Genomic DNA, 15083 nt, shown 5'->3' with positions numbered 1-15083 from the left:
CACGCCCGCGCCGCGGTCAACAAGCCGCCCCAGGCGGCGCGCCGCTCAGGTCACGGCGCCGATGTGCCAGGGGACGAACTCGTTGTTGCCGTAGTCGAAGCCCTCGCTCAACGTCCTCTGGCCGGAGGCGACGGCCAGGACGAGCTCGAAGATGCGCTCCCCGGCCCGCTCGATGGTTTCCTCGCCCGCGACGATGCCGCCGCAGTCGATGTCCATGTCCTCCTCCATGTGCGCGTACATCTCGGTGTTGGTCGAGATCTTGATGCAGGGCGCGGGCTTGAACCCCGACACCGAGCCGCGCCCCGTGGTGAAGCAGATGACGTTGCAGCCGCCGGCGACCTGGCCCGTGACGGCGACGGGGTCGTAGCCGGGCGTGTCCATGAACACGAAGCCGGAGCGGTCGATCGGCTCGGCGTACTCGAAGACCGCCTCGAGCGGCATGGTCCCCCCCTTGGCGACCGCGCCGAGCGACTTCTCGAGGATCGTCGTGAGCCCCCCGGCCTTGTTGCCGTGGGACGGGTTGTTGTTCAGCTCGGCGCCGTTCTTCGCGGTGTAGTTCCGCCACCACTCGATGCGGTCGAGCAGCTTGCCGGCGACCGCGGGGCTCGTGGCGCGGCGCGTGAGGAGGTGCTCGGCGCCGTAGATCTCGGGCGTCTCGCTCAGCACCGCCGTGCCCCCGTGCCGCACGAGAAGGTCCGCCGCGTGGCCGAGCGCGGGGTTGGCCGAGATGCCGGAATAGCCGTCCGACCCGCCGCACTGCAGGGCGAGCTTCAGCTTCGACAGCGGCTGGGTGGTGCGCGCGACCGCGTTCACGGCCGGCAGCATGGCGCGGATCGCGGCCGACGCCGCCTCGATCGTGCGGCGCGTGCCCCCTTCCCGCTGGATCGTCATCGTCCGTAGGAAGGGCCCCTCCTCCAGCCCGTGGCGCTCGAGGATGGGCCCGATCTGGTTCGTCTCGCAGCCGAGCCCGATCATGAGGATGCCCCCGAAGTTCGGGTTGCGCGCGTAGCCGCCGAGGGTGCGGGTGAGAAGGTCGTAGCCCTCCCCCTTCGTCGTGAGCGCGCAGCCGCCCTCGTGGGTCAGGGCCACCACGCCGTCGACGTTCCCGAAGCCGTCGAGCTCCCCGCCGCGGCTGAAGCGGTCCGCGACGGCGCGCGCGACGGTGGCGGAGCAGTTCACGGAGGTGATGATGCCGATGTAGTTCCGCGTCCCGGCGGAGCCGTCCTCGCGCGCGTAGCCCTCGAAGGTCCGGCGCTCGGACTCGGGCAGGAGCGGCGTCGGGCGCGCGTCCGCGCAGAACTCGTGCACGAGGTCGCCGTCGCGCATGTCCATGTTGTGGAGGTGGACGTGCTCGCCCGGCGCGATGTCGGCGATCGCGACCCCGATGACCTGGCCGTATTTCCGCACGCTCTGGCCGGCGGCGATCGGCGCGACGGCCACCTTGTGCCCGCGCGGGACATCGGTCGCCGCGACCAGCCCGCCATGGCCGAGCGAGGCGCCGACCGCAACGCGGCTGCGGGCCACCGCGACGTTGTCGGCCGCGTTGAGGTGGATCACCGGCGGGGCAAGCGAGGAGGTCAGCATGGGGGGTGCTCCTGGAGCCTCGCCGGCACCCCTTCGTCGGGCCGGGGTCGGAGCGGCGTGGCCCCTGAAGAATGGAGCGCCGGCCGGCGCGGCGCCAGCCCCTCTCCCGTGGACACCGAGAGGCGCAGCAAGATTAACGGCCCTCCATGTTTCCGCCGGTCTTCCCGCAATGACGCCTGGACGCGTGGCCCGGGCCAGGCCGCTTGCAGAACATCCATCCCTGTGATGCACTTTGTTCCAAGGTGGTCGGCAGAACCGCAGGAGGAGAACGTGTTCGTGAATGAGAAGGTGATCTCTAGGCGCGCCCTCGCCATCGGCACCGGGGCGCTGCTCGCCGCCCCGCGCATCGCGTCGGCCGCCGATCCCATCAAGATCGGCTGCGTCTTCCCCTCCACCGGCCCCGCGGCGGAGGCCGGCAGCTTCCAGCTCAACGGCGCCCGGCTGGCCCTGCAGGCCGTGAACGAGAAGGGCGTGCTCGACCGGAAGATGGAGCTGGTCGTGGAGGACGACCAGACCACCAACCCGGGCGCCGTCCTCGCCTTCAGCCGGCTCTCGGCGCAGCGCGACATCGCGGCCTTCATCGGCTCCATCCGCAGCACGCAGGTCGACGCCATGGCGCCCGACGTGCTGAAGGCGGGCAAGCCGATGATGATCGGCGGCACCTCGCCCACCCTCACCCGCATGGGCAACCGCTGGCTCTTCCGCTGCCGGCCGAACGACAACTACTCGGGCAAGGTCATCGCCGAATACGGCGTGACGGACCTGCAGAAGCGGAAATGGGCCGTCGTCTACTCGACCGACGCCTTCGGCAGCAACGGCGCCAAGGCGCTGGAGGAGGCGCTGAAGGCGAAGGGCATCACGCCCGTGCTGATGCAGGGCTACACGAACCAGGCCTCGGACTACACGGCCGTGGTCCTCGCGGTCCGGCAGTCGGGCGCGGACGTGCTCGGCAGCTACTTCACCTTCGAGAACGACCTCGGCATCTTCGCCCGCCAGATCCGCCAGCTCGGCGTCCGCATCCCCTGGATCGGCTCGCCCTCCATCACGAACACGACGGCGCTGAGCCTCGCCGGCCCCGCGCTCTTCGGCACCTTCGGCGTCGCCGACTTCGCGGTGGACGCGACGCCCGCCAGCAAGGACTTCGCCACCCGCTACGAGGCCGCCTACAAGAAGATGGCGGACAACCAGTCCTCCTGGACCTTCGACGCGGTGAACCTCCTCGCCCTCGCGATCAACACCGCCGGCAGCACCGACCCCGAGAAGATCCGCACCGCCCTGCTCGGCATCCGCGGCTACGCGGGTGCGGAGGGCGAGTACAACTTCGACGCGAACGGCGACGGGCTGCGCGGCTACAACATCGTGCGCAACGACGCCGGGAAGATCGTCTTCATCCGCCGGATCGACGTGCAGGAATGAGGGGCGCGCGGGCGGGCCGCACCCGCGTGGACGGAGGGCGGGCCGGTGCTTGAGCTCGTCCCCCAGCTTCTTTTCACCGGCCTCGGCATCGGCGCCATCTACGCGCTCGTGGCCCTCGGCTTCGTGCTGCTCATCCGCGCCGCCAACGTCGTGAATTTTGCCCAGGGCGAGTTCAGCATGCTCGGCGCCTACATGATGGTCGTGCTGCTGAGCATCCTCGGCCTGCCCTACTTCGTGGCCATCCCGCTCGCGGTCGTCGGGATGGCCGCCTTCGGCATCCTCTTCGCGGGCGCGACCTACTGGCCACTCCGACACCGCGGGCAGCTTCCGGTCATCATCAGCACAATCGGCGCGAGCATCTTCCTCTCGAACATCGTGCTCGCGACCTATGGCCCGAGTCCCGAGGTCCTGCCGGGCCTCTTCGACAGCCCGGGCCTCGAGATCGGCGGCGTGTTCATGGACAGCCAGTACCTTGCGATCATCGTGATCACCGCGCTGCTGGTGCTGCTGCAGTTCCTCATCTTCGAGAAGACGCTTCTCGGCAAGAAGCTGCAGGCGACCAGCCAGGACAAGGAGATGGCGAGCCTGCTCGGCATCCCCGTCGCGGTCATGGTGCTCATCACCTTCGGCTACAGCGCGGCGCTCGGGGGCATCGCCGGCGTGCTGGTGGCGCCCATCCTTTTCGTCTCGGTCGGAATGGGGGCGCTCATCTCCCTCAAGGCCTTCGCGGCCAACATCATCGGCGGCTTCGGGAACATCCCCGGCGCCATCCTCGGGGGGCTGGCGCTGGGCGTCGTCGAGACCTTCGGCGCCGCCTTCATCTCGGTGCCCTACAAGGACGCGATCGCCTTCGCCCTCCTCCTCCTGTTCCTCCTGATCCGGCCGCAGGGCTTGTTCGGCGAGAAGATCTCGGAGAAGGCATGAGCAGCACCGCCGAAGCCGCGGCCGCCCCGGCCACCCTCTCGGTGCCGAGCGCGCGGGCCTGGCGGGGGCTTCCCTCCCTCGCCCTCGCGATCGTCGCCGTCCTCGTCGCCTCCTCCTTCGCGCCGACCTCCGGCTACATCCTCAACATGGTCATGCAGGCCGCGACCTACGCGATCGGGGTCGCGGGGCTGGTCGTGGTGCTCGGCTACTGCGGGCAGATCTCGCTCGCGCAGGCGGCCTTCTTCGGCCTCGGCGCCTACGGCGTCGGCATCGGCGCGACGGACTATGGGCTGCCCTTCCTCGTCGCGCTGCTCATCGGCGTGGGCGTCGCCACCGGCTTCGGCATCGCCCTCGGCCTAGCCAGCCTCCGCCTCGGCGGGCACTACCTCGCCATGGTCACGATCAGCTTCCAGCAGATCGTGACGCTGGTGCTCACGAACTGGATCGGCCTCACCCACGGGCCGGACGGCATCAAGTCCATCCCGCGCCCGTCCTTCCCGGGGCTGCACCTCGACCGCGGCGACCACTACCTCGCGCTCTGCCTCGTGGTCCTCATGGTCGTCACCTGGTACGCCTGGCGCCTCAAAACGAGCCGGCTCGGGCGCGCCATGCAGGCGGTGCGCGACAACGAGATCGCGGCCAGCACCTGCGGGATCGACGTCTTCCGCACGAAGGTCCTCGCCTTCGGGATCAGCGCGCTGCTCGGCGGCCTGGGCGGCGGGCTCTTCGCCGGCGCCTTCGCCTATATCAGCCCCGACCAGTTCGCCTTCGGCGAAAGCATCGTGCTGCTGACCATGGCGCTGCTGGGCGGCGTGCAGTCGCCCTTCGGCGCGCTGCTCGGCACGACGCTCCTCGTGCTGCTGCCCGAGTGGCTCCGCTTCCTCAAGAACATCTACCTTGCGGTCTATGGCGCGGCGGTCATCCTCATCATGGTCTTCCTGCCGGACGGCCTCTGGGGCCTCGTCACCAACCGCCTCCGCCGCGCGACCCCGATCGAGGGCACGGTGCCGCCGCTGCCGCTCCTCAGCCAGCGCGCCTCCGCCTCCGGCGAGCCCGCGCTCGAGATCGCGGGGCTGGCCAAGCACTTCGGCGGGCTCAAGGCGCTGGATGGCGTGGACCTGACCGTGCGGCGCGGGGCGGTCCACGCGCTGATCGGGCCGAACGGGTCGGGCAAGACGACCTTCATCAACGTCGCGACCGGCCTCTACCGGCCGACGGCCGGGCGGATCCGCCTCGCTGGGCAGGACCTCACGGCCGCGGCGCCGCACGAGCGCACCCGGCGCGGCCTCGCCCGCACCTTCCAGAACATCCGCGTCTTCCGCGGCATGACGGTGCTCGAGAACGTCATGATCGGCGCGGAGCGGCCGGGGAACGACATCGCCGAGCAGCCGGCGGCGGTGGTCGGCCGCGCCCTGGCCGCGCTCGACTTCGTGGGGCTGCGGGGCGACGCCAACCGCCTCGTCGGCACCCTCTCCTACGGGCACCAGCGCTACGTCGAGATCGCGCGCGCCCTCGCGGGCAACCCCCACGTCCTGCTGCTGGACGAGCCGGCCGCGGGGCTCAACATGACGGAGAAGGGGGAGCTTGGCGCCCTGCTCCGCCGCCTCAAGGGCCATGGACTGACCATCCTCATCGTCGACCACGACATGAACCTCGTGGAGCAGGTGGCGGACCACATCACCGTGCTCAACTTCGGCCGCCGCATCGCCGATGGCAGCCCGCGCGACGTCCTCTCCGACCCGGACGTCATCGCGGCCTATCTGGGGGAGCCGAGAGAGAATGCCCTTGCTTGAGATCGCAGACCTCCGCGCGCGCTACGGCGCGGCGGACGTCCTCAAGGGCCTCAGCCTCACCGTCGCGGAGGGGGAGATCGTCGCGCTCCTCGGCAGCAACGGGGCAGGCAAGAGCACGACGCTCCGCTCCATCAGCGGCCTTGTCCCGAACCTCTCGGGCTCGCTCGTCTTCGACGGCCGGTCGCTCATCGGCCTCAAGCCGGAGGCGATCGTCCGCCTCGGCATCGCGCACGTGCCCGAGGGGCGCCGCGTCTTCCCGGGCCTGACGGTGCGGGAGAACATCCTTCTCGGCGGCAGCAACCGCCGGGGCGTGCCGCGCCGCCAGCTCGAGCGCGAGACGGACGACATGTTCAACTTCTTCCCCGACCTCCGGCGCCTGGAGCACGCGCTCGGCTGGACGCTCTCGGGCGGGCAGCTCCAGATGGTGGCGGTCGCGCGCGGGATGATGGCCAAGCCCCGCATGCTGCTGCTCGACGAGCCGAGCCTCGGCCTCGCCCCGCTCATCGTGCAGCAGGTCTTCCGCATCATCGCCTCGATCCGCGAGCTCGGCACCACCGTGCTGCTGGTCGAGCAGAACGCCCACATGGCGCTCTCCGTCGCGGACCGGGGCTACGTGCTCGAGACCGGCTCGCTCCTCGTCAGCGGCAAGCCGGACGAGCTCTGGAGCAACCCCGAGGTCCGCGCGGCCTATCTCGGCGGGCTCGCCGGGGGCACGGGCGCGACGGCCGAGGCGGAGCGCGCGCAGCCCTGAGGGGGCGCCGGGCGGTGCCCCCTCCCCTTGCCGGTCAGCCCTGGCGGGTTGCCGGCGGGGCCTGCACGGCCACGAAGGCCGGCTGCCCGTCGCGGATCACCCCCAGCGCCACCGCGCCGCCGTTGCTCCGCAGCGCGTCGCGGATCGCGGCGACGGCGGCCGCCGGGTCGCGCACGGGCTTGCCGCCCACGGCCGTGATCACGTCCGCCTCGCGCAGCCCGGCCTCGGCCGCGGGGCTGTCGGGCGCGACGTTGGCGACGACCGCGCCCTCCGTGCCCGGCGGCAGGTCGAGCCCCGCGCGCTGCGCCTCGGCGACGGAGGCGAGGCCGAGGCCCAGCCGCGGGCCGGCCGCCGCTTGCGCGCCCTCCTCGCCGCCGGCCGCGCCCGTCCCGTCGCGCAGCGCCGCGACGCGGACCGGCATCCGCACCTCCTGCCCCTCGCGCCGCGTGGTCAGCACGGTCTCCGCGCCGTTCCGCAGGTCGCCGACGGCGCGCGCCAGGTCGCGCGGGCTGCGGATCGGGGTGTCGCCGAGCCCGGTCACGACGTCGCCGGGGCGAAGGCCCGCGCGGGCGGCGGGGCTGTCGCCCTCCACCTTCGCCACCAGCGCGCCCTCGGCCCGCGGCAGGCGCAGCGCCCGCGCCATGGTGGGGTCGACCGGCTGCGTCGTCGCGCCCAGGAAGCCGCGCTCCACCCGCCCGTGCTCCTTCAGCTGGGCCACGACATGGCCGACGAGGTTGGAGGGGATCGCGAAGCCGATGCCGATCGAGCCGCCGGAGGGGCTGAAGATCGCCGTGTTCACGCCGATGACGGAGCCGTCGAGCGAGAAGAGCGGCCCGCCCGAGTTGCCGCGGTTGATCGGCGCGTCGATCTGCAGGAAGTCGTCGTAGGGCCCGCTGTGGATGTCGCGGCCGCGCGCCGAGACGATGCCGGCCGTCACCGTGCCGCCAAGGCCGTAGGGGTTGCCCACCGCGACCACCCAGTCGCCCGGCCGGGCCGCGTCGGAGTTGCCGAGGTTGAGGAAGGGCAACGGCGCGCCCGCGTCGACGCGCAGCAGGGCGAGGTCCGTCCGCGGGTCGCGCCCGACGATGCGGGCGGGCAGCTCGCGCCCGTCGTCGAGCGTCACCTTCACCTGCGTCGCGCCGTCGACGACGTGGTTGTTGGTGACGATGCTACCCTCCGCGTCCACGATGAAGCCGGAGCCCAGCGCCTGCATCTGCCCGCCGCCCCGCTGCTGCGGGCCGCGCTTCGCGTCGCCCCCGCCCTCGCCGAAATAGCGGCGGAACATGCGGTCCTGCTGGGAGCCGTCGGGGAAGGGCGAGGAGGCGGCCTCGGGCTGCGCGCGCTCGGTCGCGGTGATGGTCACGACGGCCGGGCGGACGCGGGCGACGAGGTCGCCGAAGCCGGGCAGCGCGACGGCGGGGGCGGCGACGGCGGGCTGGCCGGTCGCGGCTCCCTCGGCGAAGGCGGGCACGGGCAGCCAGCCGGCCGCGCCGGAGAGGGCGGTGCCCGCGAGCAGGAAGGCCGCGAGGGCGGCGCCGCGGCGGCGGGAGGGGGTCGACATGGGGCGTGTCTCCAGGAGGGGCGGCGGAGGAGCCCGCCGTTCTCTCCCCAATCTCGGCGCGCGCCCCTGGAGGTTCGCCGACAGGATCATGAAGAAGGTTTCAGAATTGCCGGCCGCTCCCCCGGCGTCAGCGCGAGGGTGGCGCGCAGCCCCTTGCCGCCCGGCCCCTCGCCGAGCGACAGCGCGCCCCCGTGCAGCCCCGCCACCGCCGCGACGAGCGAGAGGCCGAGCCCCGTGCCCGGCGTGCCCCGGCTGCGGTCGAGGCGGTAGAAGCGCCGGACCACCCGCTGCCGCTCCTCGGCCGGGATGCCCGGCCCCTCGTCCTCGACCTCCAGCGCCGCGCCGGGGCGGAGGCGGACGCGGATCCGCCCCTCCCCGTGGGCGAGGCTGTTGTCGAGGAGGTTCGCGACGGCCTGGCGGAGCAGCGGCGCGCTGCCCTCGATGACCTGGCCCGGCGCCACCTCCGCCTCGAGCGCCCGCCCCGCCTCCTCCGCCACGGGCGCGTAGGCCTCGGCCACCGCGGCGACGAGGGCGGAGAGGTCGACCGGCGCGAAGCCCTCCCGCCCCGCCCCGGCCTCGGCCCGCGCGATGCGGAGCAGGGCGGCGAAGGTGGCGAGGATGCCGTCGAGCTCCCCGATCGCGCCCTCCAGCGCTGCCTCGTCCGCGGCCGGGTCGCGCGCCCGCGCCAGCGCCGCCTCCAGCCGCTGGCGGAGGCGCGAGAGGGGCGAGCGGAGGTCGTGCGCGACGTCGTCCGTCACCTGCCGCACCTCGGCCACCAGCGTCTCGATCCGGGCGAGCATGGCGTTGATCGTGACCGCCAGCCGGTCGAACTCATCGCCCCGGCCGCTCTCCGGCAGGCGGCGCGCGAGGTCGCCGGCCATGACCGCGCGCGCGGCGCCGCTGATGCCCGCCAGCCGCCGCTCCAGCCGGCTGGCGAGGAGAAACCCGAGGCCGAGCGCCACCAGCGCCGCGACCCCGCCCGCGACCGGCGGCGTCCAGGCCAGGGCGGTGGCCGCGCGGTCGACCGAGGAGAGGTCGGCCGCGACGATGAGGTTCGCCCCGCCGGGCAGCACCGCGCCGAGCGCCCGCAGCGGCACCTCCCCCTCCCCCTGCCGCCAGGTGGCGAAGCCGCGCAGCACCGTGGGCGCGGCCGGCAGGCGCCCCGCGATGGGCCGGCCGTCCGCCGCCTGCAGCAGCACGAGGAGCGGGCCCGGGCGGCGGGAGGTGATCTCGGCCACCTCCGACAGGCCGCGCAGGCCGAAGGTCTCGTAGTCCCGCAGCAGCCCCTCCGCCTCGGCGGCGAGGACGAGGTCGAGCTGCTGGCGCAGCGCTGCCTGCGCGCGAAGCCAGCCCCAGCCGGCGCCGAGGAGGGAGGTGAGGAGCACCACCACCGCCATGGCGAGGGCGACGCGCGGCGCGAAGCTGCGCAGGCGGATCATCGGGGGGCCGCGCCGCCGGGCGGGGCGGCGGGGCCGAGGACGTAGCCCGCGCCGCGCACCGTGCGGATCATCGGCGCCTCGCCCGCGGCCTCGAGCTTGCGGCGCAGGCGGCTGACATGCACGTCCACCACGTTCGTCGTGGGGTCGAAGGAGAAGTCCCAGACCTTCTCCAGCAGCATGGTGCGCGTCAGCACCGCGCCGGGGTGGCGCATCATGTACTCGAGGAGGCGGAACTCGGTCGGCAGGAGCTCGACCCTGCGCCCGCCGCGCTCGGCCGCGCGCCGGAGCAGGTCGAGCCGGAGGTCGCCGACCGCGAGCTCCCGCTCCTCCGCCTGGGCCGCGGGGCGGCGGGCGAGCGCCCGGATCCGCGCCCGCAGCTCCGAGAAGGCGAAGGGCTTGGCGAGGTAGTCGTCCGCCCCGGCCTCCAGCCCCTCCACCCGCCGGTCGACCTCGCCAAGGGCGGTGAGGAGGAGGACCGGGGTGGTGATGGAGGAGGCGCGGAGCGCGCGCAGGATCGCGAGGCCGTCGGGGCCCGGCAGCATCCGGTCGGTGACGATGACGTCGAAGGGCTCGTTCAGGGCCAGGAAGAGCCCGTCCTTCCCGTTGCGGGCGACGTCCACGACGTGCCCCTCCTCCCCCAGCCCGCCCGCGACGTAGTCGGCGGTCGCGGCGTCGTCCTCGATCAGCAGGATTCGCACCGTGCCCCGTCCCCTCCTTCGCGGGGCCGCGCCGGGCCCCCGTTGCGACCGCCGCTCATCGCCCCCTCCCGCCGCGCCCGGGAAGAAGGTCCCCGGCGCGCGCGCCTGGCAAGCCGTCCCTCGCGCGGGGACGCGCGCTTGCAATCCCGGCCGAAGGTTTACAAAACGCTACCAAAACGACCACACTTTGTCAGAATACCTCACGATTTCGCGAGCTTATGAATTGACAATAGCAATCGGAAAGGAAAAACCTCTTCATAACAACGGGGATTGGGGGATACTTGAAGTGGACACACAACTGGACTGCAGGCCCGACGCGCTTCGGGCCGCGCGGCCGGCTGCCGAGGCGCCGACTCTGCCGCCGCTGCCGGAGGGATGGGTCTGCGGCCGCCGCTGCGACGTCGGCGGGCCGGTCGACCACCCCGTCACCGTTGACCTCGTGCTGATGCACCCGCGGGCGGGCATCGCGCTCATCGACCTGACGGACACCACCCAGGACGCCGAGGGCTTCCTGCGCGAGCGGCTGGAGGAGACGGGCTTCGACCGGATCTTCAACGGCCACCTGCCCATCGTCCACGGCACGCTCCAGCCCGCCGACCTGCCGCGCCTGATCGACCTTCTCGCGGTCGCCTTCGCCGACCTGGCGCCGCTCACCATCGGCGGCGGCGAGGCCTGGGTGCGGACCCTCGAGCGGACGATCGTCCCGGGCGACCGCGTCTGGACCGACAACCTCGAGGGCCGGCCGCGCGGCTGGCGCGCCGACGACGCCGAGGAGTTCGAGGAGATCCCCGCCGAGCCGGCGCCGCCGCGGACGTCGCGCCTGGCCGCCCTCGGCCGCCCGGTCCTGGAGGCGACGGCCGCCCTGCGCGGCGCGCTCCGCACCCCCATCCGCCCCGCGGTGGACCGGGTGACGGTGCGGACGCTGGGCCTGCTGGCCGACGGCATCGACGCCGCCCGGAACGCGGCCGACGGCGCGGGCCACCGCCCCTGGCGCCGCTGGGCCCTCCTGGGCACGGCGGGGCTGGCCGCGCTGGCGCTGGTGACCGCGAACCTGTCCGGCGGCCCCGCCGAGGCGCCCGCCGCCCCGCCGGTCGCCGCCGCGCCCGCCCCGGCGGTGGAGCCGCTCGCCGCCGCCGCGCCGGCGCCGGAGGAGACGATCTCGGCCGCCGGTGCCGCCGGGATCGCGACGGTGGCGGCTCTGGCCGCGGTGCCGGCGGTGCAGGCGATGACCGCGCCCGCGCCCCGCGCCGTCTCCTTCTCGCCGCCCCGGCCGACCGTCGCCGAGGGGCGCCGCGAGGCCCGGCGCGCGCGGCGCTCCGCGGCCCGCCAGGCCCAGGCGCCGGCCCGCACGCCGCCGCGCGAGGCCCGCGGCCGGTAGCCGCGCCCACCGGGCCGGGACCTCAGGACTCCTCGATGGCGTCCACCCGGTCCGGGTAGAAGGCGAGGTGCCCCGCGATGGCGGAGACCGCCGGGAAGGGCGCCTCGTAGCTCCAGACCGCGTCCGCCGCGCGGCGGCCGCCGGCCTTGAGGGAGAAGTAGGAGGCGTCGCCCTTGTAGGGGCAGTGCGTCGTCCGCGCCGACGGCTCGAACAGCGCCATCGCCGCGTCCTCGCGCGGGATGTAGTGGACCGGCGGGAGCGAGGCCTCCCGCAGGGTGAGGGAGCGGGTGGTCTCCGCGACTACCTCGCCGCCGAGAAGGACGCGGAGGCGCCGCGGGTTCGGCGTGATGGTGATCGGGTGGTCGGCGCCCGGGGTCTTCATGGCGGCGGGTCTCCTCCTTGCGCGGTGCGCGGCGGCCGATCATGGGCCGGATCGGCGGCGCTGGCACGCGCCTCCTCCACCCCGTCGTTCCGGGGCGCGTCATCGAGGAAAGTTGACGCGCCCTCCTCGTATCGAAGCGGTAGCGATGCGGCGCCGAGATGGGGAAACGCGACGCATGTCCGGGATGACGCTCTGGGGCTTCGATGGCTCGACTTATGTGCGAACGGTCAAGATGCTCCTTGCCGAGAAGGGCGCCACGGACTTCCGGCAGGAGCCGGTGAACGTGCTGGCGGGCGAGCCGAAGAGCCCCGAGCACCTCGCGCGCCATCCCTTCGGCAAGGTCCCCGTGCTCGACCACGACGGCCTCCGCATCCTCGAGACCTCGGCCATCACGCGCTACCTGAACGACGTCCTGCCGGGCCCCTCGCTCGTGCCCGGGACGCCGAGGGACCGCGCGCGCATGGACATGACGATCGGCCTCGTCGATTCCTACGGCTACGGCGCGCTGGTCGGGGGCGTCGCGGCCTATCACCTCTTCCCGGATTTCGTGGGCGGGAAGAACGAGGAGGCGCGCCGCCAGGGCATCGAGAACGGCCGGAAGGTCCTCGACCACGCGATGCGGACGCGCGGCGATTCGCCGTTCATCGCGGGCGCGCTCAGCCTCGCCGACCTCTACCTCGCGCCCATCCTCTTCTACGTCTCCCTCACCCCCGACAAGGACGCGCTGTTCGGCGGCCCGGGCTTCGCGGAGTGGTGGGAGCGCGTGCAGGCCCTGCCGAGCTACCGCGCGACCCAGCCGAACCTCGGCTAGGGCCGGGAGCGCCCCCGGTGCCGATCCGAAACCGATTGGCGCCGGGCGGCGCGCCGGAATAGGCTCGGCGCGAGAAGAACGGGCGGAGGAAGACGATGACCTGGCCGATCCTGGCGCGCCGCGCCGCGCTGCTCTCGGGGCTCGCGGCCCTCGCTGCGCCGGCGGCCCTCGCGGCCGACCCGCCGGCGCCCCGCCGCGCCTCCTGGACCGCGCGCGACTTCCGCTTCCACACCGGCGAGACGATGCCGGAGCTTCGCCTGCACTACACGACGATCGGCGATCCCTCGGGGCTGCCCGTGCTCGTGCTGCACGGCACCGCGGGCTCGGCGCGCAGCCTCATCACGCCGGGCTTCGCGGGCGTGCTCTTCGGCCCCGGCCAGCCGCTGGACGCGAGCCGCTACTTCATCATCCTGCCGGACGCGCTCGGCGCCGGGGATTCAGCCAAGCCGTCCGACGGGATGCGCGCCGCCTTCCCGCGCTACAACTACGCCGACATGGTGCAGGCGCAGTACCGGCTGGTGACGGAGGGGCTGGGGATCCGCCACCTGCGCGTCGTGCTCGGGAACTCCATGGGCGGCATGCACGCCTGGGTCTGGGCCGTCACCCACCCGGACTTCATGGACGCGGTCGTGCCGCTGGCTTCGCAGCCGACGGAGATGTCGAGCCGCAACTGGATGTTGCGGCGCCTGCTGGTGGAGAGCATCCGGCAGGACCCCGCCTACCGCGACGGGAACTACACGGAGCAGCCGGCCTCGCTGCACCTGGCGAACGTCTTCTACTCCACCGCGACGAACGGCGGCACGCTGAACTACCAGGCGACGGTGCCCACCCGCGCCGCCGCGGACCAGCTCGTGGAGCGGCGCCTCGCCGCGCCCGCGCCGCTCGACGCGAACGACTTCGTCTACCAGTGGGACGCCTCGCGCGACTACAACCCGGCCCCCCAGCTCGAGCGCATCCGCGCGCGCGTGCTGGCCGTGAACGCCGCCGACGACGAGCGCAACCCGCCGGAGACGGGCGTGATGCAGGCGGCCATGGCACGCATCCCCGGCGCCCGCTTCCACCTCATCCCCGCGAGCGAGGAGACCGCGGGGCACGGCACCACCGGCAACGCGCGCTTCTGGAGCGAGGAGCTGCGCGCCTTCCTCGAGGGCCTTCCGCCGCCGCGGGCCGTCGCTCAGTAGGAGCGCGGCAGGCCGAGCACCTTCTCGGCGATGAAGCACATGATGAGCTGCGTGCTGACAGGCGCGATCCGCATGAGCATCGCCTCCCGCATGTAGCGCTCGACGTGGTACTCCTTGGCATAGCCGAAGCCGCCGTGGCTCAGCACCGCGTTCTCGCAGGCGCGGAAGCCGGCCTCGCCCGCGAGGTACTTCGCCGCGTTCGACTCCGCGCCGCAGGGCAGGCCCTGGTCGTAGCGCCAGGCCGCCTGCATCACCATCAGCCGTGCCGCCTCCAGCTCCATCCAGCACTTGGCGAGCGGGTGCTGCACGCCCTGGTTCTGCCCGATGGGCCGGTCGAAGACCACGCGCTCCTTCGCGTAGTCGGCGGCGCGGCGGAGGGCGGCGTGGCCGAGGCCGATGGCGGCGGCGGCGATCAGCACCCGCTCCGGGTTCATCCCGTGCAGGATGGTGCGGAAGCCCTGCCCCTCCTCGCCGATGAGGTCGTCGGCGGGAACCGGGAGGTTGTCGATGAAGAGCTCGTTCGAGTCGACGGCCTTGCGGCCCATCTTCTCGATCTCGCGCACGTCGACGTAGCGCCGGTCGAGGTCGGTGTAGAAGAGGCTCAGCCCCTCCGTCGGCCGCGACACCTCCTCGATCGGCGTCGTGCGCGCGAGGAGGAGGATCTTCTCCGTCACCTGCGCGGTCGAGATCCAGACCTTGCGTCCCGTCACGACGTAGCCGTTGCCCTCGCGGCGCGCGAAGGTCTTCAGCCGCGTGGTGTCGAGGCCGGTGTTCGGCTCGGTCACCCCGAAGCAGGCCTTCTCGCGCCCGGCGATCAGCGGCGGCAGGATGCGACGCTTCTGCTCATCGGTGCCGAAGACGACCACGGGGTTGAGGCCGAAGATGTTCATGTGGATGGCGGAGACGCCGCTCATCCCCGCGCCGGACTCGCTGATCGCCTGCACCATCAGCGCCGCCTCCGCGATGCCGAGGCCGGCGCCGCCGTATTCCTCGGGCATGCAGATGCCGAGCCACCCGGCCTCGGCGATGGCCGCGTGGAAGTCGAGCGGGAACTCGCCGCTGCGGTCGCGCCGGAGCCAGTAGTCGGCGTCGAACCGGGCGCAGACGCGGGCCACGCCGTCGCGGATGGCCTCCTGCTCGGGCGAGAGGGCGAAGTTCATGGCGC

The 15083-nt window shown here is 73.3% G+C and carries 13 protein-coding genes; 7 read left to right on the top strand and 6 right to left on the bottom strand.

Annotation, left to right across the window (positions count from 1 at the left end):
- Window positions 1-45: 45 nt before the first annotated feature.
- The gene (locus EAH89_RS15470) at window positions 46-1584 is read right to left on the bottom strand and encodes a UxaA family hydrolase (RefSeq protein WP_140884593.1); all 1539 of its coding nucleotides are present in this window, start codon (window positions 1582-1584) and stop codon (window positions 46-48) included.
- A gap of 276 nt (window positions 1585-1860) precedes the next feature.
- Here EAH89_RS15470 and EAH89_RS15465 point away from each other — a divergent pair, with 276 nt between their 5' ends.
- The 4 genes from EAH89_RS15465 to EAH89_RS15450 are packed head-to-tail and all read left to right on the top strand — an operon-like array spanning window position 1861 to window position 6468.
- Window positions 1861-3000 carry an ABC transporter substrate-binding protein gene (locus EAH89_RS15465; protein WP_206667567.1) on the top strand — a complete coding sequence of 380 codons (1140 nt, stop codon included), beginning with the start codon at window positions 1861-1863 and terminating at the stop codon, window positions 2998-3000.
- 45 nt (window positions 3001-3045) lie between these two features.
- Window positions 3046-3924 carry a branched-chain amino acid ABC transporter permease gene (locus EAH89_RS15460; protein WP_140884591.1) on the top strand — a complete coding sequence of 293 codons (879 nt, stop codon included), beginning with the start codon at window positions 3046-3048 and terminating at the stop codon, window positions 3922-3924.
- Window positions 3921-5717, top strand: coding sequence for a branched-chain amino acid ABC transporter ATP-binding protein/permease (locus EAH89_RS15455; RefSeq protein ID WP_140884590.1), 1797 nt, complete (start codon window positions 3921-3923; stop codon window positions 5715-5717). Before EAH89_RS15460 ends, EAH89_RS15455 begins: the two co-directional genes overlap by 4 nt.
- On the top strand, window positions 5704-6468 hold the full coding sequence (locus EAH89_RS15450) for an ABC transporter ATP-binding protein (protein WP_140884589.1): 765 nt from the start codon (window positions 5704-5706) through the stop codon (window positions 6466-6468). The genes EAH89_RS15455 and EAH89_RS15450 overlap by 14 nt, the downstream gene beginning before the upstream one ends.
- A 34-nt stretch (window positions 6469-6502) precedes the next feature.
- Here the strand turns inward: EAH89_RS15450 and EAH89_RS15445 are convergent, their stop codons facing one another.
- The 3 genes from EAH89_RS15445 to EAH89_RS15435 form a co-directional block, all read right to left on the bottom strand.
- Window positions 6503-8029 (bottom strand): trypsin-like peptidase domain-containing protein, encoded by a 1527-nt coding sequence (locus EAH89_RS15445; protein WP_140884588.1) that lies wholly within the window; start codon window positions 8027-8029, stop codon window positions 6503-6505.
- An 86-nt stretch (window positions 8030-8115) separates the two neighbouring features.
- Window positions 8116-9468, bottom strand: coding sequence for a sensor histidine kinase (locus EAH89_RS15440; protein ID WP_140884587.1), 1353 nt, complete (start codon window positions 9466-9468; stop codon window positions 8116-8118).
- Window positions 9465-10166, bottom strand: a complete 702-nt coding sequence (locus EAH89_RS15435; RefSeq protein WP_140884586.1) for a response regulator transcription factor — start codon at window positions 10164-10166, stop codon at window positions 9465-9467. Before EAH89_RS15435 ends, EAH89_RS15440 begins: the two co-directional genes overlap by 4 nt.
- A 286-nt stretch (window positions 10167-10452) precedes the next feature.
- Here EAH89_RS15435 and EAH89_RS15430 point away from each other — a divergent pair, with 286 nt between their 5' ends.
- Window positions 10453-11544, top strand: a complete 1092-nt coding sequence (locus EAH89_RS15430) for a hypothetical protein (RefSeq protein ID WP_140884585.1) — start codon at window positions 10453-10455, stop codon at window positions 11542-11544.
- A gap of 22 nt (window positions 11545-11566) precedes the next feature.
- Here EAH89_RS15430 and EAH89_RS15425 read toward each other — a convergent pair whose 3' ends face one another.
- Window positions 11567-11926 carry a DUF427 domain-containing protein gene (locus EAH89_RS15425; RefSeq protein WP_140884584.1) on the bottom strand — a complete coding sequence of 120 codons (360 nt, stop codon included), beginning with the start codon at window positions 11924-11926 and terminating at the stop codon, window positions 11567-11569.
- A gap of 175 nt (window positions 11927-12101) precedes the next feature.
- On the opposite strand from EAH89_RS15425, the gene EAH89_RS15420 reads away from it, so the two are divergent.
- Window positions 12102-12737 (top strand): glutathione S-transferase family protein, encoded by a 636-nt coding sequence (locus EAH89_RS15420; RefSeq protein WP_162861321.1) that lies wholly within the window; start codon window positions 12102-12104, stop codon window positions 12735-12737.
- Window positions 12738-12832: 95 nt separating this feature from the next.
- On the top strand, window positions 12833-13918 hold the full coding sequence (locus tag EAH89_RS15415) for an alpha/beta fold hydrolase (protein WP_140884583.1): 1086 nt from the start codon (window positions 12833-12835) through the stop codon (window positions 13916-13918).
- Here the strand turns inward: EAH89_RS15415 and EAH89_RS15410 are convergent.
- Window positions 13912-15078 (bottom strand): acyl-CoA dehydrogenase family protein, encoded by a 1167-nt coding sequence (locus tag EAH89_RS15410; RefSeq protein WP_140884582.1) that lies wholly within the window; start codon window positions 15076-15078, stop codon window positions 13912-13914. The two genes, EAH89_RS15415 and EAH89_RS15410, sit on opposite strands and share 7 nt — an antisense overlap.
- Window positions 15079-15083: the final 5 nt, after the last annotated feature.

The sequence above is a fragment of the Muricoccus nepalensis genome (assembly GCF_006438825.1).
GTDB classification, from domain to species: Bacteria; Pseudomonadota; Alphaproteobacteria; order Acetobacterales; family Acetobacteraceae; genus Roseomonas; species Roseomonas nepalensis.
This window is presented reverse-complemented; position numbering and strand designations above follow the sequence as displayed.